We start from the raw sequence: 20,832 nt of genomic DNA on the forward strand, positions 1-20,832 counted from the left end.
CAGGTCCTCGTCACACAATGGGCTCATGGCACGCATCGGTCTGTGTGAGGACGACCCGGCGATCCGCCGGGTCGTCAGCGAGGGCCTGGCGCTCTACGGCCACGAGGTCGTCACGACGTACGACGGCGGCGAAGCGCTCCGGCGGTTCACCACCGACCTGAGCATCGACGTCCTCGTGCTCGACGTCGGTCTGCCCGACGCCGACGGTCGCGACGTCGCCCTCGCGCTGCGCAGCAACGGGCAGCCGGCCCCGATCCTCTTCCTCACCGCGTTGGACCAGGTCCACGACCGGCTGGCCGGCTTCGCCGCAGGCGCCGACGACTACCTGGCCAAGCCCTTCGCGGTGGCCGAGCTCGCCGCCCGGGTCGAGGTGCTGGCCCGTCGCCGTGGTGAGGCGACGGCGCCGGACTCCGGCGGCGTGGTGCTCGATCCGGCCCGGCACTCACTCCGGCACGGCGACCTCGAGGTGCGCCTCACCCCGACCGAGTTCCGTCTCCTCGCCGCGATCACCTCGCGTCCCGGCGAGGTCGTCCGACGTCGCGCGGTCGTGGCCGCGGCCTGGCCCGACGGTGCGATCGTGGCGGAGAACACCGTCGACGCCTACGCCGCCCGGGTGCGGCGCAAGCTGCGCGAGGTCGACTCCCCCTACGACCTGATCGCGGTCCGCGGGGTCGGTTTCGACCTCCGCCTCCGTGCTGGATCGGGCACAGGATCCGGCACGGGGAGCGCCCCCTGATGCGCAACTTCCGGACCCGGTTGGTGGTCTCGACCGTGCTGCTGGTCAGCGCGATCATGATCGGGGTCGTCGTCGTCCTGTGGGCGACGCTGGAGATGACCGAGCACGAGAAGCGGGCCTACGCCTCGGACCACGTGCTCTACACGATGGTCGTCCTGGCCGCGGTGACCGTCGTGCTGGTGGGGATCGTCGTCTGGGCGACCACCCGGCGGGTGCTCGACCCGGTCCAGCAGATGGCCGAGCGGGCCGAGGAGTGGTCCGCGCACGATCTGGGCCGGCGGTTCGACCTCGGGGCGCCGGTCAACGAGTTCGCTCAGCTCGGCCAGACGCTGGACCACCTGCTCGACCGCGTCGCACGAGCCATCCGCGACGAGCAACGGCTCACCTCGGAGCTCGCCCACGAGCTGCGCACTCCCCTGACCGCGATCCGCGGCTCGGCCGAGCTCGCGACGCTGCGCGCCCCGGACGATCCGGCGCTGCGGCGGGATCTGACCGAGATCATCGACGCCGCGGTCCGGATGGACGCCGCGATCACGACCCTGCTCGACGTTGCCCGCAACGGACCACGCGGCCGAGCAGCCGGGGGCAGCGCCGAGGTGGCCGACATCGTGGTCGCCGTGCGGGATCTCGTCCCGCCGCGACTGGACTTCGTGATCTCGGCTGATGAGGGCCTGCCGGCCGTCGCGGCACCGCCCGACCTCACCGTCCGCGCCCTCGCCCCGATGCTGGACAACGCCGTGCGCCACGCCGCCCATCGGATCACCTTGAGCGTGGCTCACCGCGGCAACGAGGTCGTCTTCATCCTGACCGACGACGGCGACGGCATCTCGAGCGAGGTGGCGGGCACACTCTTCGAGGCCGGCAGCAGCACCAGTGGAGGCACCGGCCTCGGACTCGGCATCAGCCGGCGCGTGGCTCGTTCGCTCGGCGGCGACGTCCGTCTGCCCGAGCCCGGCGGGCCGGCGACCTTCACGCTTCGACTGCCTGCTCGGCCCCGCTGAGCGGGAGGCCGGGCGCCAGCTCGTGCCGCGCATGGGCGCCTTCCTCGTCGGAGTGGGTGACCGCGAGGTAGGCGACCAGCAGTGCGAAGATCACGAGTCCGATCGCCGTGACCGGACCGGTGCCGAACCCGAGTCCCCCGCCGTGGTGGGAGGCGAGTCCGTCGGCGACGCTCGCCCCCAACGGCCGGGTCAAGGAGTACGCCGCCCAGAAGCAGGCCACTGCGTTGGCACCGAGCCGCCAGGCAGCGAGCGGGACGAGGATCAGAACGCCGAAGATCACCGTGGACCACCCGAAACCGAGGTGCAGGTTCTCTGCCGTGGTGTCACCCAGCGCCGTGCCGAGCCCGAACGTGAGCAGCACCGTCGCCCAGTAGAACGCCTCCCGCCGCGAGGTGAGGATCGAGTGCACCGACAGCGTGCCCTCGCTGCGTCTCCACCACACCAGCACGGCGCAGAGCAGGACGAGGTAGAGCGCCGCGTCGACGTAGTACGGCGTCCCCAGGGCGACGTGCGGACCGTCGGCGATCATCGTGCCGAAGACGGCGACCATCAGGACCGTCACCCAGTAGCGGACCGGGTGATAGCTCGAGGCACGGACCTGAACGGTCAACGCGGCGGCGAAGCCTCCGATGCCGACCAGCGCGGCGATGACGAGGCTGTGGGTGCCCATGAAGTCCGAGGCGGTCTCACCGATGCCCGTGGTGAGCAGCTTGATGATCCAGAAGAGTGCGAAGACCTCGGGGACCTTCGGGGCTGAGTAGGTCCGAAGCCGGACGCGTCGTGTGGCCATGCTCCGGACCGTAAGGGCGTCCGCATGGCCGCAACCTGACTACGGCAGGCCTCCCGCAACCGACGCCGTTCAGCGCGTGCAGGCCGCGGGCGGCAGCTCCCTGTCGAGGCCACGGCGCAGCCAGACCTGGTGCCCGCAGACCGTGGCGATCGCGACGTACCGGGTGGCCAGCGCACCGTCGATGCGGTGCTCGGAGTCGAGCCCCCACGCGTCGATCGGATCCCAGCCGACGACCCAGTCCGGTGCCCGCTGCGGGTCCTCGAGGGTGCGTTCCATCAGGGCCAGGTCGGGATCGAGGGTTCGGATCGGCAGGCTCCAGGCATAGGGGTACGCCGGCCGGAGGCCTGACTCCTCGATCAGGTTGGCGTGGCTGTAGAGAACCGTCACGGTATCGCCGGAGGCTGCGGCGGAGGCGAGCCAGCGTGCGGTGGTCCGGACGGTGCTCTCCGCCGTGACCTGCTGCGCCACCGCTGGCGAGATGCCCAGCGTGACGACGACCGGGACGATGACGAGGGCACGGACCACCCGGGTCGGATCACCACCTCCCTGGACGGCCAGGACACCGGCCGCCAGGCTCAGTGTCGGTGCGAGTCCGATCAGGTAGTGCGGCCAGTAGTTCCCGCCCAGCACCACCCCGGAGAGCTCGATGGTCGCGGCCGCAGCGCACGCCAGGAACAGCGGGGACCGGACCGTCGCCGACCGACGGCCCGCGACCACGAGCGAGACCGCCAACGCAGCGATCCCGCTCCCCACGGCGATCTGGACCAGCTGCCACATCCGCCGATCGGGGGCGGCGTGCGACCACGAGGCGATCACCCGCGAGGCGTCGACCCGGAAGCCGTACAACGCGTAGATCAGACCCTCCAGCGTGCCGTGAGCCAGAGTCCAGGCAGCGACCAGTCCCACTGGCACGAGGGCTCCGACCAGGGCCGCGCCCCCGACCCGGACGAGCCGGCGGCGCCGCGATCGCACCACGACCGCCTCAGCGATGCAGAAGACCACCAGGAACGCTGCGGCATCCAGGAAGTTCTGCTTGGTCAGCACCGCCATCGAGGCGGCGGCGCCGGCGATCGCGCCCAACAGGCTGGCTCGGGGGCCGGAGTCGGTCCGTCGAACGGCATGGATCACGGCAGCGATCGACAGCATCGTCCAGGCCGCAGCGATCAGCTCACCGTTGAGCGCGAACGCGCCAGTCAGGGGCGTGCTGATCAGGAAGAAGGCGGCCCAGGCGGCCCACGAGGCCGCCGCGGTTCCGCGCACCGCCCAGCCGGCCCAGGCGGCTGCTGCGACGAAGGCGCTGGCGAGGATCGCCGCGACCAGGCGGACGCCGTCGAGCCCGATGTGGTTGGCGAGCCAGAAGACCGCGATCAGGCCGGGCGGGCGATCGACCCATTGGGCGCCGTACAGATGACCTCCCCCGCCACTCCACCAGCGGGCGACCATGGCGAACCCACCTTCGTCCGGCAGCAACGGCCCGCCCACGTAGAGCAGGTGCACGGCGAAGGTGGCCAGCACCGCCAGACCGATCATGATCGACGCCGGATGGCGGACCTCGCCGAGACGCCAGCGCAGGATCCTCCGAGCCGCTTCGAGCGCCACTCCCAGGGTCATCTTCGACGAGCCGGCGACCCGATCGGTGAAGACGATCGGCACCTCGAGGATCCGCAGTCCCCTCCGCGTCGCCCGCCAGATGCACTCCACCTGGAAGCCGTACCCGGTGGTGGCGGTCGTACTCACCTCGATCGTCGCGAGCGCGCCGATCCGGTAGGCCTTGAAACCGGAGGTCGGATCGTGGGTCGCGAGGCCGAGCATCGTCCGGGCGTAGAGGCCCGCGCCGCGGGAGATGAGACGCCGCTTGAGCGGCCATCCCTCGGTGCGACCTCCCGGCACGTAGCGCGAGCCGACGGCGATGTCGGCCTCGTCCAGTGCCGCGATCAGGTCCGGGAGGCTCTCGGGCGGGTGGGAGAGGTCGGCGTCGAGCTGCAGCACGACCGCATAGCCGTGCTCGGCCGCCCACGCGTAGCCGTCCCGGTAGGCGTTCCCCAGGCCGCGTGGCCCGGTCCGGACGAGCAGGTGGACCTCGGCGCCGAACGCCGGGTGAGCACGCACCAGGTCACCGGTGCCGTCCGGGCTGTCGTCGTCGACGACGAGGACGTGCACCCCCGTCACCGCCGCTCGCACCCGCGTGATCAGGTCGAGGATGTTCGAGGCCTCGTTGTACGTCGGCACGACCGCGAGAACCCGCGACGGATGCTGCCCTGGCATGTCCAGGACGCTAGGCAGCCGATCCTGGCGACAACCTGACCGGATGCTGGGTCAGTGCTGGTCGATCTCGTCGAGTGCGAGATTGAGCTCGAGCACGTTCACCCGGGGCTCCCCCAGGACTCCGGCGTCGCGCCCCTGGGTGTGAGCGGCGAGCAGCCGACGGACCTCGCCGACGTCCAGGCCCCGCTCGCGCGCCACCCGTTCGACCTGGATCCGCGCGTAGGCGGGGCTGATGTCGGGGTCGAGGCCGGAGGCCGAGGCGGTGACCGCGTCCGGGGGCACGGCGCTCTCGGGGACGCCGTTGAACGCGGCGACCTCCCGCTGGCGGGTCTCGATGGCGTCGATCAGCTCGGCGCTCTCGGGACCGAGGTTGGAGCCGCCGGAGGCGCTGGCGTCGTAGCCGCTGCCCGCAGCCGAGGGGCGGGGCTGGAAGTACTGCGCCAGCGGCTGTCCCGCGGCGTCGGTGAACGACTGGCCGATCAGCGTCGATCCGACCACCTCCCCCGAGCGGTCGCGCACCAGCGAGCCGTCAGCCCGGGAACCCAGGGTGAGCTGGCCGACGCCCGTCACGAACAGCGGGTAGAGCACGCCGAGGACGACGGTGAGGATCAGCATCAGGCGCGCGGCGATGCCGAGGGAGCGGAGGGTCGAGGTGGCGTTGCTCATCAGTGGATCACCTCAGTAGCCCGGGAACAGGGAGACGATCAGGTCGATCAGCTTGATCACCACGGCGGCCACGACGATGCCGCCGACGCCGTAGAAGAGCAGGTTGCGCCCGAGCGCGCGGCTGAGATCGACGGTGCGGTACGGCACCCCGGCCAGAGCGAGCGGGATCAGGATCCCGATCACGACGACGCCGAAGATGACGGTGGACAGGATCGCCGAGGCCGGCGAGTGCAGGCGCAGGAGGTTGAGCGCGTCCAGGCCCGGGAACGCTCCGACGAAGAGCGCGGGGAACAGGGTGAAGTAGCGGACCAGGTCGTTGGCCAGGTTGAAGGTGACCAACGCCCCGCGGGTCGCCATCTGGCGTCGCCCGATCTCGACGATGTCGAGGATCTTGGTCGGGTCGTCGTCGAGGATCACCATGTTCGCCGCCGACTTGGCCGCTGCCGTCGAGGAGTTCATCGCCACTCCGATGTCGGCCTGGGCCAGGGCCGCGGCGTCGTTGGTGCCGTCCCCGCCCATCGCGACGAAGTGGCCCTCCTCCTGCGCCTTCCTCACCACCTCGAGCTTGTCGGTCGCCGAGGCGTCGCCCTGGCAGGCGGTCACCCCGACCTGCTTGGCGATCGCATCGGCGGTGGTCGAGTTGTCCCCCGTGACCATGAGGACCCGGATCCCGTGGGCGCGGACGCGGCCGATCCGGGTGCGGACGCTGCTCCGGATGACGTCGGTGAAGTCGACCACCCCCACCAGCCGCGGTGGCCCGACGGCGGGCTTGGTCGCGACCACCATCGGAGTGCCACCGGCCCGCGCGATCGACTCGGTCCGGCTGTGCAGGTGGTCGACCACCGACTGCGGGAGTGCACGCTCGGGCGGGGCGATCCACTCGAGGATCGCGGCCTCGCCGCCCTTCCGGATCTGCGTCCCGTCGGGGAGGTCGCAGCCCGAGATCCGTGTCTGCGCACTGAACGGCACGGGCACCCGGCCCTCGACGTCGAGGTCAGGCGCGGTGAATCCTCGACCGGCTGCCAGGGCGACCGTCGAGATGCCCTCGGGGCTGGGGTCGTCGAGCGAGGCCAGCACCGCGGCACGGGTGAGCTCGGCCTGGCTCGCACTGGCCATGGTGACGAAGTCGGTGGCCTGGCGGTCGCCCTCGGTGATGGTGCCGGTCTTGTCCAGGACGACGGTGGTGATGGCGCCCGCGGTGTCGAGGGCGTGACTCGAGTCGACCAGCACGTTGCGCTCGAGGAGCTGGTACATCCCGGCCAGGCCGGTCACCGAGAGCAGCGCCGCGATCTCGGCGGGGATGAGGCAGACGACGATCGTGATCAGCACCGGCAGGGTGAGCGCCGGCGCCACCGTCGTGGCCACCACGTTGAGGGTGAGCGCGATCAGGACGAACGAGAGCGTGAACGAGGCGAGCAGCGCGAACAGTGCCAGCTCCGTCGGCGACTTCTGCCGGACCCGCCCCTCGGCGAGGTCGATCATCGTGTCGACGACGGTCGCGCCCTGGCGGGCGGTGACCCGGACGACGATGCGGTCGGTGAGCACCGTGGTCGCGCCGGTGACCGCGCTCCGGTCGCCGCCGGTCGACCGGATCACCGCACCCGCGACGCCGGTCGTCTCGGACTCGTCCAAGGACGCCGATCCCCAGACGACCTCACCGTCGGTGGGCACGATCTCGTCGGCGGCCACGACGACGATGTCCCCGGGACGCAGGTCGGCCGAGTCCACGTCCTCGATCTGAGCCGCGAGTGCCTCCGGGTCGGCGGCCGGGTCGTAGGAACGCACCCGGTGCGCCGTCGTACCCTCGCGGCGAGCACGCAGCGCCGCGGTCTCGGAGCGGCCTCGGCCCTCGGCGAGCGCCTCGGCGATGTTGGCGGTCAGCAGCGTGAGCCAGAGCCAGAACGCCAGCGCCCAGTTGAATCCGGGCGGGAAGTCGGTGCCTCCGGACGGCTCGGCACCGCCCGAGGCGACGTCGGTGATCGCCACCGCCGTGGTCAGGATGGCCCCGATCAGGACCAGGAAGATCACCGGGTTGCGCCACAGGGTGCGCGGGTCGGACTTCCGGAGGGCGAGCAGGAGGACGGCGCCGGCGCTGTCGAGGCGCGCTCCGAAGGGTCCGCGCTCCCGACCGCTCGCCGGTGCCGGCTGCTCAGCCATCGCCGTGCTCATCAGCCCAGCCCCTCGGCGAGCGGCCCGAGCATCAGGAAGGGCAGGAACATCGGCAGCGCGATCACGAGCACGAAGCCGATGATCATGAGACCGAACTGCGGCCGGTGGACGGGGAGCTCGACGGCCGTCTGACGGGCCCGGTCCTGGCGGGCGAACGAACCGGCCAGTGCCAGGACGAGGGTGATCGGGATGAAGCGGCCGAGGCCGATGATGATCCCGAACAGGACGTTCAGCCAGGGAGTGTTGGCGTTGAGCCCGGCGAAGGCCGAGCCGTTGTTGACCGCGGTCGAGATGAAGGCGTACATCACCTCGGAGAGGCCGCGTGCACCGTCGTTGCTGGTGCTGACCGACAGCACCTCCTCCCGGATCGACGGGATCGAGAGCGTGAGTGCCATCCCGGACAGCGCGAGGGTCGGCATCACGAGGATGAACGCGCTGACCAGCTTGACCTCGGTGACCCCGACCTTCTTCCCGAGCAGCAGCGGGGTCCGGCCCAGCAGCAGGCCGGTGAGGAAGACGGTGATGACGACCAGCACCAGGATCGCGTACAGACCGGCGCCGACCCCGCCCGGCGAGACCTCGCCGAGCAGCATGTTGAGGATCAGCACCATCCCGCCCATCGCGGTGTAGGACCCGTGCATCGAGTTCGCCGCGCCGCCCGAGGTCCCGGTCGTCGCTGCCCCGAACAGGGTGGAGCCGACCACCCCGAACCGCTGCTCCTTGCCCTCCAGGGCAGCACCGGCCAGCTCCGGTGCCGTGCCGTGTCCCGTCGCCTCGGCCCAGGTGAGGAAGGCGTAGAAGAGGAGGAAGAGGACCGCCATCGTGCCGACCAGCACGTAGCCGTAGCGCTGGTCCCCCACCATCCGGCCGTACGTGCGGGGCAACGCGAACGGGATCACGAGCAGCAGGAAGACCTGGAACGCGTTGGTCCAGGGCGCCGGGTTCTCGAACGGGTGCGCGGAGTTGGCGTTGTAGAAGCCGCCGCCGTTGGTGCCGAGCATCTTGATCGCCTCCTGCGAGGCGACCGGACCACCCGGGATGGACTGGCTCCCACCGCTGAGGGTCGTGACGTCGGTGAAGCCGGCGAAGTTCTGCACCACCCCGGCGGCGAGCAGGACGAAGGCGATCACGACCGACAGCGGCAGCAGGATCCGCAGGTTGGCGCGGACGAGATCGACCCAGAAGTTGCCGACCGACTGCCCCTGTCGTGACGCGATCCCCCGGACCAGCGCCATCGCGACGCCCATCCCGACCGCGGCGCTGACGAACATCTGCACCGCCAGCCCGGCCATCTGGACCGTGTAGCCCATGGTGGCTTCGGGCGAGTAGGCCTGCCAGTTGGTGTTGGCCACGAAGGAGACGGCCGTGTTGAACGCCAACGTCCGCTCGACCGCGTCCAGACCGAGCGAGAACGGCAGCCACGGCTGCAGCCGCTGGAGCGCGTAGAGGATGACCAGCCCGACGACGGAGAAGGCCAGGATCGAGCGCAGGTACGACGTCCAGCGCTGCTCCTCGTCGGCATCGATCCCGGCAGCGCGGTAGATCAGGCGCTCCACCCGGGAGTGCTTCGGCGTGGTGAAGACCCACGCCATGTAGTCGCCCAGGGGCCGGTAGAGCAACGCGATCGGAATCGCGACCGCCAGCACGGCGGCGGTGGCCTGCCACCAGACCATCAGAACCACTCAGGGTGGACGAGGGCGACCAGCAGGTAGCCGACCACCGCGATCCCGATGATCGCTGCGATCCAATCGAGCAAGCCCACGCTCCACCCTCCTTCCATGGTTCGAGGAGGACCCTAGTTGGTCGGGGACGGGCGGCCGCGGTGGCTCAGGTGGCGAGGGCGCTGAGGAGCTCGGACTTGTTCAGCCGTGAGGCTCCAGGAACACCCCGCTCGCGCGCAGCGATCCGCAGCTGTGCCACGGTCCAGGACTCGTCCGGCCCCGACGGAACCGCCTGGGCCGGCAGCTCCTCAGGCTGCTCCTCAGGCTGCTCCTCGGGCTGCTCGTCGAGAGTCGGCTCGTCGACATCGTCCTCGAGCTGCGGGGCGTCGGGTTCCAGCGGGAGCGCTTCGGCCTTCCACTGCTTGAGCTTGGCCTTGCGCTTCTTCGCCTCGGCCTTCCAGGCGGCGGCTGATGCTTCGGCCTTGTCGATCCGCGTCTCCAGCTTGCGAACCTTCTTGGCCAGCTTCTTCACCTGGCGGTCAAGCTTCTTGCGGTGCTTCTTGGACATCGCGTCTCCGTTCGCTCGAGCCGATCGTGCCAGATCGCCACCGGTCGCTCAATGCGCCTCGTCCGAAGTCAGCCGCCTTCGACCTGGTGCGCGGTGACGATGTCGTTGGCCGCCGCCCACGCCGAGATGTCGCGGCGCTCGATCGCCGCCGCCATCAGGTCGGGGAACAGGTCGGGCGTGCAGGCGAAGGACGGGACGCCGATCGCGGCGAGCGCAGCGGCGTGCTCGGCGTCGTACGAGGGAGTGCCGGAGTCGCTGAGCGCGAGCAGGGCGATCATGGTGGCGCCGGAGGTGACGATCTCCGCGGCACGGCGCAGCATCTCGTCCGCGATGCCGCCCTCGTAGAGGTCGCTGATCAGGACGAAGACGGTGTCGGTCGGTTGGGTGACCAGGCTCTGGCAGTAGGCGATGGCGCGGTTGATGTCGGTGCCGCCGCCGAGCTGGACGCCGAAGAGCACGTCGACCGGGTCCGTCATCTCGTCGGTGAGGTCGACGACCTCGGTGTCGAAGACGACCAGCTTCGTCGCCACCGAACGGAGTGAGGCGAGGACCGCGCCGAAGACGCTGGAGTAGACGATCGACTCGGCCATCGACCCGGACTGGTCGATGCACAGGATGATGTGGCGCTCCACCTGGGTGCTGCGTCGGGCATGACCCACGAGGCGCTCGGGCACCACGGTGCGGTGCTCGGGCAGGTAGTGCTTGAGGTTGGCGGCGATCGTCCTGTTCCAGTCGACGTCGGCGAACCGAGGGCGCCGGGTCTTGGCGGCCCGGTTCAGCGCGCCCGTGACGCTCTGGACGGTCTTGCTGTGCAGGCGTTCCTCGAGCTGGTCGGTCACGGTCTTGACGACCGCGCGGGCCGTCGCCTTGCTGCGCTCCGGGATCACCCCGTTGAGCCCGACCAGGGTGGTGACCATCGAGAGATCGGGCTGCACGGACTCCATCAGCTCGGGCTCGAGCAGCAGCTGGTGGAGGCCGAGCCGCTCCATCGCATCGGCCTGCATGACCTGCACCACCGAGGAGGGGAAGTACGTGCGGATGTCGCCGAGCCACCGGGCCACTCGCGGCGCGCTGCGCCCCAACCCGCCCTGGCGGCTGCCGTCGTAGAGCTCCGCGAGCGCCTTGTCACGTTCGGCGTCCGCGTCCGTCAGCGAGAGCCCGCTGCCGTCGCCACCGACCCCCGGCCCGCCGATCCCGTCGGCGTCCTTGCCGCCGAGCACGAGGCGCCAGCGGGTCAGCCGGTCCCTGGTCACCTCGCTCATCCGTCCTCCACGCCCACGGCCGGTGGCAGTCCCAGCATCTGCGCCATCCTTCGTACGGCGGGCAACGCCCGCTCCCAGTCGAGGTCGGCGTCGGGGGCACCGCCGCCGGTGGTGCGGCCGTCGTCACGGTGCCGGAGACGCGAGCCGAGCGAACGTCGCTCCGCCGGGACGAAACGGGAGAACGTCCGACGGAGGAGGGGCAGCAGATCCTCGAAGGTGGTCTCGTCGACCGAGCTCACCCAGTCGTCGATGATCCGGAGCAGCTCGTGGTCGTGCAGCAGCAGGACGACCTCGCCGTCGAGGAAGCCCTCCAACCACGCAGCACCGGCGACAGGAGCGGCCCCCACCGAGAGCCGGCGGCTCAGACGGTGGGCGACCTCCTCGCTGGACAGGGCACCGAGGTCGAGCAGGATCCGGTTCACCCGGCCGGAGACCAGGCCGTGCACGGCATCGTCGGTGGCGACCAGCTTCAAGGCCTCCTGCCACACCGTCGGCTCGGTCTCGACGAGGCTGATCCCGCGCTGGGCGGAGTCGATCGCCTGGCGCATCCGCGCCGCAGCCCCGTCGTCGAGGGACGCACAGCCCGGGCGCAGGTCGACCGAGGCCCGAATGACGACGGTGTCGAGAACCTCGGCCACCGCGGAGGTGTCCGAGCCGCGGACGTCGCCGTAGCGGCGGGTGCGTGCCAGGGGTTCGATCGTCTCGAGGAGGGCGATCACGTCGTGCTGCTGGGTCGTCTGCGCGGCCAGGGCGGCGACCACGCTGTCCAGGGCGTCGGGCAGGTCGGCCACGAAGCACTGCTCCACCAGGTCGCCCAGGGCCGCGAGGTCGGCAGCGTCGCTGGCCCGCTCGGCGACGAGCGCCGTCGCTGCCCCGAGCACGGTGGTGCCATGGAGGCCCGCCTCGATCAACGCGACGGCGAACTCGGGCTGCCACAGCAGCGTCCAGCCCTCCTTGAACGTCCCGGTGCTGCGTCCAGCGTCTGTCGGGGTGCCCCACGGGATGCCGAGCAGCCGCAGCCGGTGCAGGAGCAACGACCGCTCGCGCTGGGAGTCCTTGCGCAGATCGAGGACGAGCGTGCTCTCGGACGCCGAGGGCTTGAGCCGCACCGACCGCTGGAGACGCTCGAGATCGCGGGCCAGCGGCACCATCGGCGTGCCGGCCGGCACCGACCCGAGCTGCTCCCCCACCACGAGTCGTCGGTGCACCAGCCGCAGCGGGAGGTCGGAGCCCTCGCACAGCACGGACTCCGTGGCGTCGTTCAGCTCAGCGAGCCCGACCGAGGGTCGGCCCCGGACGGCGGCGAGGGCCTCGGCGAGCCGGGCTGCCTCCACCACGGTGGCCGGTGCCGCCGGCAGCTCCTCGTCGCGCAGTGCCCGCGCGACCCGGCTCAGCCAGCTGGCGACGACCAGGTCGGAGCCACCTCCCTCGGTACCGGCCTCGCGGGCGGTCTCGTCGGCCTGCCAGGTCTCGAACAGGTGCTGGTACCACCCGGGGGAGGTCACTCCGGCGCCGTACCCGCTGGCGACCGCCAGCCGGTCGGCGGTCCACGGCGCCCACGTGACCGCCACCTTCGTCTTGGGGAGCTTGGCGAGCAACCGGTTGTCGTGGGTCGCCGGCGGGAACCTGTCCGGGTGGAGCGCGGGCGCGTGGTAGGCACCGCAGACGACCCCGACCCGTTCCTTGCCCTCCTTGATCGACGCCCGGATCACCCGGCGCATCGCTGCCTCGCGTCGTTGGTTCTCCTCGTCGCGGTCGCCCCATCCGTCGGTCGCGCGCACCTCCGCCATCGCCTCACGGATCATCGCGAACCGCTCGAGACTCGACGTCGAGCGGTGCTCGACCGCGTCCTCCCACCACCGCTCGGGGTCGTCGTACCCCGCCGCAGCGGCCAGGGTGCCGATCGGGTCCGACCGCGTCGGTGCGTCGTCAACCTCGAGATCAGCCTCGTCGTCGGCCACGTCCGGAGGGTCCGCCAGGGCGTGGATCGCGGGGAGGTCGGCGAAGCGGACCTCGATCCCCCGCTGCAGGGCCCACCGCATCGCCACCCACTCCGGGGAGAAGAGCGCGAACGGGTAGAAGGAGGCACGACGGGGCGCGTCGACGGCGTACGCCAGCCCGGCGACCGGCGGCACCAGGTCGGCGTGGGCGGCCAGGTCGAGCAGTCCGTCGAGCTCGGGCGGGCCCTCGATGACCACCAGGTCGGGCTCGAGCTCGGTCAACGCCGCCACCACGGACCGGGCTGAACCGGGACCGTGGTGGCGGATGCCGAGGACTTCGATGACCGTCATGGTGAGGGCAGGCTCAGCCGAGCTCTCGGCACGCGCGATAGAGGTCGGTCCACTCGGCGCGGTCCTTGACGACCGTCTCGAGGTACTCCTGCCACACGATCCGGTCCTGGACCGGGTCCTTGATCACGGCGCCGGTCAGCGACGCCGCGACGTCGTCCGCGCGGATCCGACCGTCCCCGAAGTGCGCGGCCAGTGCGAGCCCGTTGGTCATCACCGAGATCGCCTCGGCCGTCGACAAGGTCGCGCTCGGCTGCTTGACGGTGGTCCGCTGGTTGAGCGTCGTGCCGGACCGCAGCTCGCGGAAGATGGTGACGACCCGTTCGATCTCCGACAGCGCCTCGACCTCGGGAGGAAGCTGCAGGGACTTGCCGATCGCGGCGACCCGCGTGCGGACGATCTCGACCTCCTGCTCCAAGGTGTCCGGCAGTGGCAGGACCAGGGTGTTGAACCGGCGTCGCAGCGCCGACGACAGGTCGTTGACGCCCTTGTCCCGGTTGTTGGCCGTCGCGATCACGTTGAAGCCCTGGAGGGCCTGCACCTCGTCGTCGAGCTCGGGGATCGGCAGGGCCTTCTCCGACAGGATCGAGATCAGCGCGTCCTGCACCTCGGCGGGGATCCGGGTCAGCTCCTCGATCCGGACGATCGCCCCCGTCTGCATCGCTCGCAGCACAGGGCTCGGCACGACGGCCTCGCGCGTCGGACCTTCGGCGAGCAGCCGCGCGTAGTTCCATCCGTAGCGCAGCGACTCCTCCGGCGTGCCGGCCGTGCCTTGGACGACGAGGGTCGAGTCGCCGCTGATCGCTGCGGCGAGGTGCTCGCTGACCCAGGTCTTGGCCGTGCCCGGCACGCCGAGCAGGAGCAGGGCGCGATCCGTCGCCAGCGAGGCGACCGCGATCTCGAGGAGTCGTCGCGAGCCGAGGTACTTCGGCGTGATGGTCGTGCCGCCCGCCTCGCCTCCGAGGAGGTACGTCGTCACCGCCCACGGCGACAGCTTCCACCGCGGAGGCCGAGGTCGGTCGTCGACCTCGGCGAGCGCGGCCAGCTCGGCGGCGTACTCGTCCTCCGCATGGGCGCGGAGCACATCGGTGGGAGCGTCGGTCATGCGAAGGCCTCCGGGATCTCGGGGACGAGGACGAGGTACTGACAGATGCGGGAGAGATGGCTGCGAGGCGTGCCCTCGAGTCGGTCGCGCCACTTCTCCAGGGTGGGACGGACCGTCGGGTCGAGGCCGGTGGCGAGCAGGACGGCGAGCTGGCTGATCAGGTGGTCGGGCGTCTTCTCGGCCGCCAGACGGTCCACGAGCACGCGACTGAACGACGGGCCCCAGGGTGCCGGGACGGCATCGACGAGGGCGACCACCTGATCCACGCTCGCGCTCCTGAGCTGTCTCCCGGCCGCAGCTTCGACGTCCGGGCGCGCCAGCAGCGCCAGGAGTCGCGGGTGCCAGACGTCGTTGACGATCGCCGCCGCCCACAGAGGGTCACGGCGAGCGAGGACGGCGTCCACGATCCCGGCACGGGCGTCGGGCTGGGTCACCATCCGCCAGGTCGAGGCGGCGTCCGTACCCGTCGCCTCGGTCCACACCTCGAGCGGCGAACCGGCCGCGAGCCGTTGGAGCCACCATCCACGCACGGACCCGACCCGCTTCGGCGTGATCAGCCCGTCGCGGACCCCGGCGTCGTCGGGCTCCACGGGCAGCTCCACCTCGAGGCTCTTGCGGAGCATGCCCTTGCCTCGGAGCAGCGGCCGGAGCCTGGCGGCGTGCCGGGCGGCCCGGGCGGAGCCGGGCAGGGCGTCGAGGAGCTCGGCGGCGACCTCCCGAACCTTCCCTGAACGGTCGTCGAGCGCCTGCTCGAGCAGCGGTTCGTCGTCGGGTCCGAGGCCGGCGCGGAGCGCGGCCAGGAGCGCTGCGCGATCCGCCGCCGGATCGGTGTCCCAGGTCGAGAGGACGAGCTCCCGGCCCGCCTCGGGGTCGACGCCGCGCACCCGGGTCAGGATCGACGTACGACGCTCGCGCGGCTGACGCGCCCAGCTCAGGGCGTCCGCGTTCGGCGTCGGATCGGCCGACGCGGTGGTGCCCTCGTGCCAGGCCCACGTGGGGTTGATCCCGACGAGCCAGGCGGCCCGTGCGTCGCCGACGCTCAGCGTTCCGGCGCGCAACGAGGCGTGCTGGGTGGCCAGGTCGAGAAGCTCGGGCAGCAGGTGGTGCGGGGCGCGGAGTCCACGTGCGGTGGCGGCGTCGAGCCACGACCCGACCAGCGGTACGGCCAGGGTCGGCCCGACGGGCGACTGGTGGAGCATGAGCTCGAGCAGCTGCACGGCGCGAGGCGGGGCCAGCGGCTGGGTGTCGGCCTCGGCCGCGACAGCTCCCTGCGGCGCGCCGGTGCGCACCCCCGCACGTCGCGCGGCCGAGCCGAGTGCGGCCGCGTCCAACAACGCCACCTCGCGTGAGGCACCGTCGCGAGCGGGACCGAAGATGCTGGGCGAGGGCGGCAGGTGCCGCCGCGCGGTGCCGAGCAGCGCGGCGGCGGACAGGTCCTCCCACCAGGCTGCGATCTCGCCGTTCACACGGCCACCAGACCGTCGGCGGCCGAGACACTGAGCAGTCGGAATCCGGACGGCTCCAGCTCGCCGACCAGCAACGTGGGTCGGCCGCCGGTGAGCGCGAGAGCGCCCCACGGAACGGTCGGGGCCAGGACCGGGAACGCGTCGCCGTCGCGGTCGACGACCTGCACGCCCGCCCCGTCCGGCAGTGGGAGCAGGGCTGCGTCGGCGAGCACCGCGGCGACCCGTCCACCCCACGGGTTGGCGCCCAGGCTGTCGGCCAGGTCGTTGAGCGATTCGGCCACCGTGCCTCCGGCCAGCGCAGGCGCCCGGCCGGCGCGAACGGCGACCTCCCCCACGACCAGCGCGCGCCGTGGGCGGGAACCGGGATAGAGGGCGATCGTGGCTTCGAGCACGGAGCCGGCGAGATGGGGAAGCGGAAGGGGGCCACCTCCGACGGCGAAGTCCAGCAGCTGAACGACCTCGCCCGACCGTTCACCGCGCAACCAGGTCCGCTGCTGCTGGATCCGGCCGTCCTCGCTGCGGTGGGCACCGAGCACCACCCAGGCGTCCGTGACGGTCTCTCCGGCGCGGACGTCGTCGCTCGCCTGGGACCACCCGACGTAGGTGCGGAGGTCCGCACGGCTGGGCTCGTCGAGATCCGCCCACCGCTGCCACGCCTGGACGGCGGACCACCACCGCCCGACGTCGGTCAGCAGGAGGTCGGCCCAGTCCTCGTGACGGTTCACGGTGGAGCCCATGTCGCGCACCCGCTCAGCCAGTCCCGGCAGCTGCGCATCGACGAGCCGAGCCGCTGCCGTGTCCCACCACGACCACGGCTGCCGCCGTGCCGCGACGCTCCCAGCCCGGACCAGGTCGGCCAGCCACAACCCGAAGTCGGCCATGCCGGCGGTCATGGTCTCCCAGCGCTCAGCCTGGCGTCGCGCCCGCGCCTCCGGGTCGACAGGCGCCGTGTCCCGGGACATCGACTTCTCGGCCCGCTCGCTGCGCTGGCTCGCCCACTCTCCGGCGAAGTCGGCCGGTTCGGCCGCATCCGCCACGGTGCCGTCACCGTGGACCCACAGCAGCAGGAGCGCCAGCGCGTGCTTGCACGGGAACTTCCGGCTGGGGCAGCTGCACCGGTACGCGGGACCGCCGAGGTCGATGCTGACCTGGTACGGCGTCTTCCCGGATCCTTGGCACTTCCCCCACACGAGGGTGTCGGTGCTTCCTGTTCCCGACCACGGCCCCGGTGTCGCCAGCTTGCGCGCAGCAGCCAGGGAAGCGGCGTCCGGTGCGGCCTTCTCGACCGCCGCGAGATTCCATCGGGCCATGGTGGGTCCATCATGGCCGACGACGGGCGCCGCTGGAGGGGACTTGGCGGGCATTCGTGCACAGAATGCCGAGAAGTCGCCGCGACGGCCGCTGAGGTCAGGCTCACCCGATGGCGGTCAGGGATCGCTCCGCGAGGACGTCGGCCAGCTCGTTGGTCTGAGCATCCGTCCAGCCGCTCGGCGGGAGGATGTGCGCCCACGCAGCCACCGGCTCCTGGCCGAACTCGTGACCCTGCCCGGCTGGGACGTCGTTGGCGACGAACTGGTCGGCGCCCAGCTGGAGCATCGTCAGACCGGGGATCCACCGGATCGACAGTGACACGTCCCTGCCCCGCGGCTCGCTCAGCCAGTCGGGCTGGTGCAGCGCGAGCGACCAGTCCCACCAGGTGATCGGGTCGTTGGCGTGCTGCAGGTACCCGATCCGGGTGCCGTTCCACGTGCTGCTCGGCAGGTCCCAGTCCGAGGCCCGGTCTGCGAACCGGACCGTGGCACCTCCCTGGTAGGTCGGCAGCACCTCCGGCGTGCCGTCGTCCCGCTCCTCGGTGAACTGGCTCCACAGGTCGTTGTTGTTCGTCGGCCCGACGAAGAGCGCCCCGTCGGTCCGGGCGGCCAGGTCCTGGGCGCCGCTGAAGGCCGCTTCACCACCGAAGGAGCCGAGGCTCTCGCCGCTGACGACGAGGAGCGGACGGGTCGCCTCGGGCAGCTCCGACCACCGGGCGTAGACGGCGTCGAAGAGCAGCCGACCCGCCTCCTGGGCCCGGTCGCCGTCGGCCAGGAAGGACATCCAGCTGGGCAGGTAGGAGTACTGCATGCTCACGGTCGCGGTGTCGCCGTTCCACATGAATTCCAGCGCCTGGGCCTGGTTCTCGTTGACCCAGCCGCGTCCGGTGCCGGTCGCGACGTTGAGGACCGCGCGGGTGAAGCCTCCGGTGCGCTCGAGCTCGTCGACCGCGCGACCGGCTTCCTGCTCCAGGTCGACGTGACCGTCGGTGCCCACCCCGACGTAGGCACGGACGGGGTCCTGCGCCGGCGTCCCGGAGAAGGCGCTGATCTCGGCGCCGGTCGGGGTGTTCGTGATGAAGGCACGGCCCTGCCGGCCGATGTCGTCCCAGCTCTCCCCCGAACGGGGTCCCGCGGAGACGTAGGGGCTGGTCGGGGCCGGGACGTCGGCCTTGAACTCGTCGTTGATCGCCATGAACGTCGAGTCGAGAGCACCGACGACCCGCGGCCCGACGACACCCGTCGCCACCGCGTAGGCGCCGAGAGCGACGACGAGACCACCGACGACCACCGCGACGCGCGCCGGGATCCACCGGCCGGCCCAGCGCCCGATCGTTCGTCCGAGGGCGCGGAGACCGCGCGCGACGAGGAGCAGGACGACGAAGAGGACGACAGCGACGGCGAGCATCAGGAGGAGGTCAGGGCCTCCCTCGGAGGCCACCCCGACAGCCTCGCGAAGGTCGTTCTCCCAGCGCAGGTAGGCGATCAGGGTGAGGACCGTGCCGACCAGCGCGACGGCGCCGGTGATCTGCCAGGTTCGCTTCCGGGCAGGTCCGGTCAGGCGCCCGCCACACGATCGGACGATCCAGCCGAGCAGCGCGCCGGCGCCGTACCCGCCGAGGGCCGCCACCGCGGCGACCAGACCTTGGAAGACCGGGCTGCGCGGGAGCAGCGACGGCGTCAGGGAGAGCCAGAAGAAGACGAGAGCCCCGACGGAGGCGGCGTACGGCGCTCGAGCCTGGCGCAGCAGAGCAGCGCGGGCCTGGGGACTCAACACCTGGCGAGGCTAGCGGAGCAAGCGCACCACTCCGCACCGCGAGTCCGCCGTAGCATAAAAGGTCTAAGGTCATGCCATTGACAGGATAATGTGACGCGTCTCACACTGGCGCCAAGAGTTCGCCTGGCGAAAGAGGGACAGTCATGAGCGTGACCGAAGACCCGAAGATGAACGCCGACGAGAAGCGTCTGGCAGAGATGGGTTACAGCCAGGACCTCTCCCGCAGCTGGTCCGGCTTCTCGAACTTCGCGATCTCGTTCTCGATCATCTCGATCCTCGCGGGCTGCTTCACCAACTTCGGCGCCGGTTGGAACAACGGCGGCCCGATCTCGATCTCGTGGTCCTGGCCGATCATCAGCATCTTCATCCTGATCATCGGTTTCACCATGTCCGAGCTGGTCTCGGCCTACCCGACGTCGGGCGGCATCTACTGGTGGGCCGCCAAGCTCGGCGGACCGCGGGCCGGCTTCTACACCGGCTGGCTCAACCTGATCGGCCTGGTCGCGGTGACCGCGGGTGTCGCCTACGGCTGTGCGACCTTCATCGACCTGACCATCAGCACCTGGTCGACCTCGTACGCCGACGGCTACTCGCTGCAGCGGGTCTTCCTCATCTTCGTGGCCGTGCTGGCGATCGCCTCCGTGCTCAACATCTTCAGCGGGCACCTGATGGCGATCATGAACAACGTCTCGGTCTGGTGGCACGTGGCCGGTGCGGCGGCGATCGTGGCGATCCTGCTGTTCGTCCCGGACACGCACCAGAGCTTCAGCTACGTCTTCACCGAGCGGATCAACAACTCAGGATTCAACGACGGCTCGACCAGCGGCGGGTTCTTCTTCTTCGTGATCATCCCGTTCGGGTTCCTGCTCACCCAGTACACGATCACCGGTTTCGACGCCTGCGCGCACCTGTCCGAGGAGACCAAGGGCGCCTCGATGGGGGCGGCGAAGGGCATCTGGCAGTCGATCCTCTACTCGGCCATCGGTGGCTACATCCTGCTGCTCTGCGTGGTCTTCGCGGTTCCGAACGGGCCCGATGGCAACCCGGACAACTCGCTCGGCGCCGGCGGTGTCGCGCCGATCTTCAACGCCGCCCTGGGCTCGAACTGGGCCGGAACCGTCCTGTTCATCTCCGCGGCCGGCCAGCTGTTCTGCGCGGTCTCCTGCATGACCTCGGCGTCCCGGATGACCTTCGCGTTCAGCCGTGACCGGGCGGTCCCCGGTTCGCGCTACTGGTCGAAGCTGTCGGCGAACAAGGTGCCGGCGAACGCCGTCCTGATGGTCGCGGTCCTCGCCGCGCTGGTGACGCTGCCCGCGCTCGTCGAGGTCAACCAGGGCACGGAGGAGGCGCCGATCATCGTGCCGGTCGCCTTCTACGCCGTCACCTCGATCGCGGTGATCGGGCTGTACCTCTCGTTCGCCATCCCGATCTTCCTGCGCTGGCGACACGGCGACAACTTCGAGGCCGGCGAGTGGACCAACGGCTCGAAGTACAAGTGGATGAACCCGCTGGCGGTCGTCGAGATCGTGGTGGTCTCGCTCTACCTGATGATGCCGACGCTGAAGTCCGGCAACCCCTTCGACGAGACCTTCTCGTGGAAGTTCATGAACTACTCGCCGATCGTCACCCTCGGCGTCCTGCTGCTGATCACGATCTGGTGGCAGGCCTCGGCCAAGAACTGGTTCAAGGGCCCCATCCGGACGATCGAATCTGCCGACGCTCCCTGATCCCATCGCCATGCCTCCCTCCTCGGAGTCGACTCAGCGCT

16 protein-coding genes are annotated in these 20,832 nt (G+C 70.9%); 3 read left to right on the forward strand and 13 right to left on the reverse strand.

The genetic code is table 11. From position 1 onward, the window contains the following. The first annotated feature begins 25 nt into the window (after positions 1-25). Positions 26-736, forward strand: coding sequence for a response regulator transcription factor (locus tag ACZ5J1_RS10210; RefSeq protein ID WP_464558372.1), 711 nt, complete (start codon positions 26-28; stop codon positions 734-736). After that, positions 736-1,737, forward strand: a complete 1,002-nt coding sequence (locus ACZ5J1_RS10215; protein ID WP_464558374.1) for a sensor histidine kinase — start codon at positions 736-738, stop codon at positions 1,735-1,737. Before ACZ5J1_RS10210 ends, ACZ5J1_RS10215 begins: the two co-directional genes overlap by 1 nt. Here ACZ5J1_RS10215 and ACZ5J1_RS10220 read toward each other — a convergent pair. From ACZ5J1_RS10220 to ACZ5J1_RS10280, 13 genes are all read right to left on the reverse strand, one after another. Continuing rightward, positions 1,706-2,527, reverse strand: a complete 822-nt coding sequence (locus ACZ5J1_RS10220; RefSeq protein WP_464558376.1) for a COG4705 family protein — start codon at positions 2,525-2,527, stop codon at positions 1,706-1,708. The two genes, ACZ5J1_RS10215 and ACZ5J1_RS10220, sit on opposite strands and share 32 nt — an antisense overlap. Before the next feature lie 69 nt (positions 2,528-2,596). Next, complete coding sequence (locus tag ACZ5J1_RS10225; RefSeq protein ID WP_464558378.1) at positions 2,597-4,792, reverse strand: polyprenol monophosphomannose synthase; 2,196 nt, start codon at positions 4,790-4,792, stop codon at positions 2,597-2,599. Positions 4,793-4,843: 51 nt separating this feature from the next. Beyond that, positions 4,844-5,458, reverse strand: a complete 615-nt coding sequence (gene kdpC / locus ACZ5J1_RS10230) for a potassium-transporting ATPase subunit KdpC (protein WP_464558380.1) — start codon at positions 5,456-5,458, stop codon at positions 4,844-4,846. Positions 5,459-5,470: 12 nt separating this feature from the next. After that, positions 5,471-7,627, reverse strand: coding sequence for a potassium-transporting ATPase subunit KdpB (gene kdpB, locus ACZ5J1_RS10235; RefSeq protein WP_464558382.1), 2,157 nt, complete (start codon positions 7,625-7,627; stop codon positions 5,471-5,473). Next, entirely contained in the window at positions 7,627-9,300 is a 1,674-nt protein-coding gene (gene kdpA, locus ACZ5J1_RS10240) for a potassium-transporting ATPase subunit KdpA (RefSeq protein ID WP_464558384.1), read from the reverse strand. The genes kdpB and kdpA overlap by 1 nt, the downstream gene beginning before the upstream one ends. After that, positions 9,300-9,389 carry a potassium-transporting ATPase subunit F gene (locus ACZ5J1_RS10245; protein ID WP_464558386.1) on the reverse strand — a complete coding sequence of 30 codons (90 nt, stop codon included), beginning with the start codon at positions 9,387-9,389 and terminating at the stop codon, positions 9,300-9,302. Before ACZ5J1_RS10245 ends, kdpA begins: the two co-directional genes overlap by 1 nt. A gap of 65 nt (positions 9,390-9,454) precedes the next feature. Next, complete coding sequence (locus tag ACZ5J1_RS10250; protein ID WP_464558388.1) at positions 9,455-9,856, reverse strand: hypothetical protein; 402 nt, start codon at positions 9,854-9,856, stop codon at positions 9,455-9,457. A 68-nt stretch (positions 9,857-9,924) separates the two neighbouring features. Further along, a complete protein-coding gene (locus ACZ5J1_RS10255; RefSeq protein ID WP_464558390.1) occupies positions 9,925-11,118 on the reverse strand; it encodes a VWA domain-containing protein in 1,194 nt (397 codons plus the stop codon). Continuing rightward, a complete protein-coding gene (locus ACZ5J1_RS10260; RefSeq protein ID WP_464558392.1) occupies positions 11,115-13,409 on the reverse strand; it encodes a DUF5682 family protein in 2,295 nt (764 codons plus the stop codon). The genes ACZ5J1_RS10255 and ACZ5J1_RS10260 overlap by 4 nt, the downstream gene beginning before the upstream one ends. A gap of 13 nt (positions 13,410-13,422) precedes the next feature. Further along, positions 13,423-14,511, reverse strand: a complete 1,089-nt coding sequence (locus tag ACZ5J1_RS10265; RefSeq protein ID WP_464558394.1) for an ATP-binding protein — start codon at positions 14,509-14,511, stop codon at positions 13,423-13,425. Continuing rightward, positions 14,508-15,977 (reverse strand): DUF5691 domain-containing protein, encoded by a 1,470-nt coding sequence (locus ACZ5J1_RS10270; protein ID WP_464558396.1) that lies wholly within the window; start codon positions 15,975-15,977, stop codon positions 14,508-14,510. Before ACZ5J1_RS10270 ends, ACZ5J1_RS10265 begins: the two co-directional genes overlap by 4 nt. Then, the gene (locus ACZ5J1_RS10275) at positions 15,974-17,287 is read right to left on the reverse strand and encodes an SWIM zinc finger family protein (protein WP_464558398.1); all 1,314 of its coding nucleotides are present in this window, start codon (positions 17,285-17,287) and stop codon (positions 15,974-15,976) included. The genes ACZ5J1_RS10270 and ACZ5J1_RS10275 overlap by 4 nt, the downstream gene beginning before the upstream one ends. A 103-nt stretch (positions 17,288-17,390) precedes the next feature. Next, positions 17,391-19,064, reverse strand: a complete 1,674-nt coding sequence (locus ACZ5J1_RS10280; RefSeq protein WP_464558400.1) for an alpha/beta hydrolase — start codon at positions 19,062-19,064, stop codon at positions 17,391-17,393. 143 nt (positions 19,065-19,207) lie between these two features. Here ACZ5J1_RS10280 and ACZ5J1_RS10285 point away from each other — a divergent pair, with 143 nt between their 5' ends. Then, positions 19,208-20,791: an amino acid permease gene (locus ACZ5J1_RS10285; protein ID WP_464558402.1), complete on the forward strand. Its 1,584-nt coding sequence runs from the start codon at positions 19,208-19,210 to the stop codon at positions 20,789-20,791. Positions 20,792-20,832: the final 41 nt, after the last annotated feature.

This window comes from Nocardioides sp. JCM 18999 (assembly GCF_055391175.1).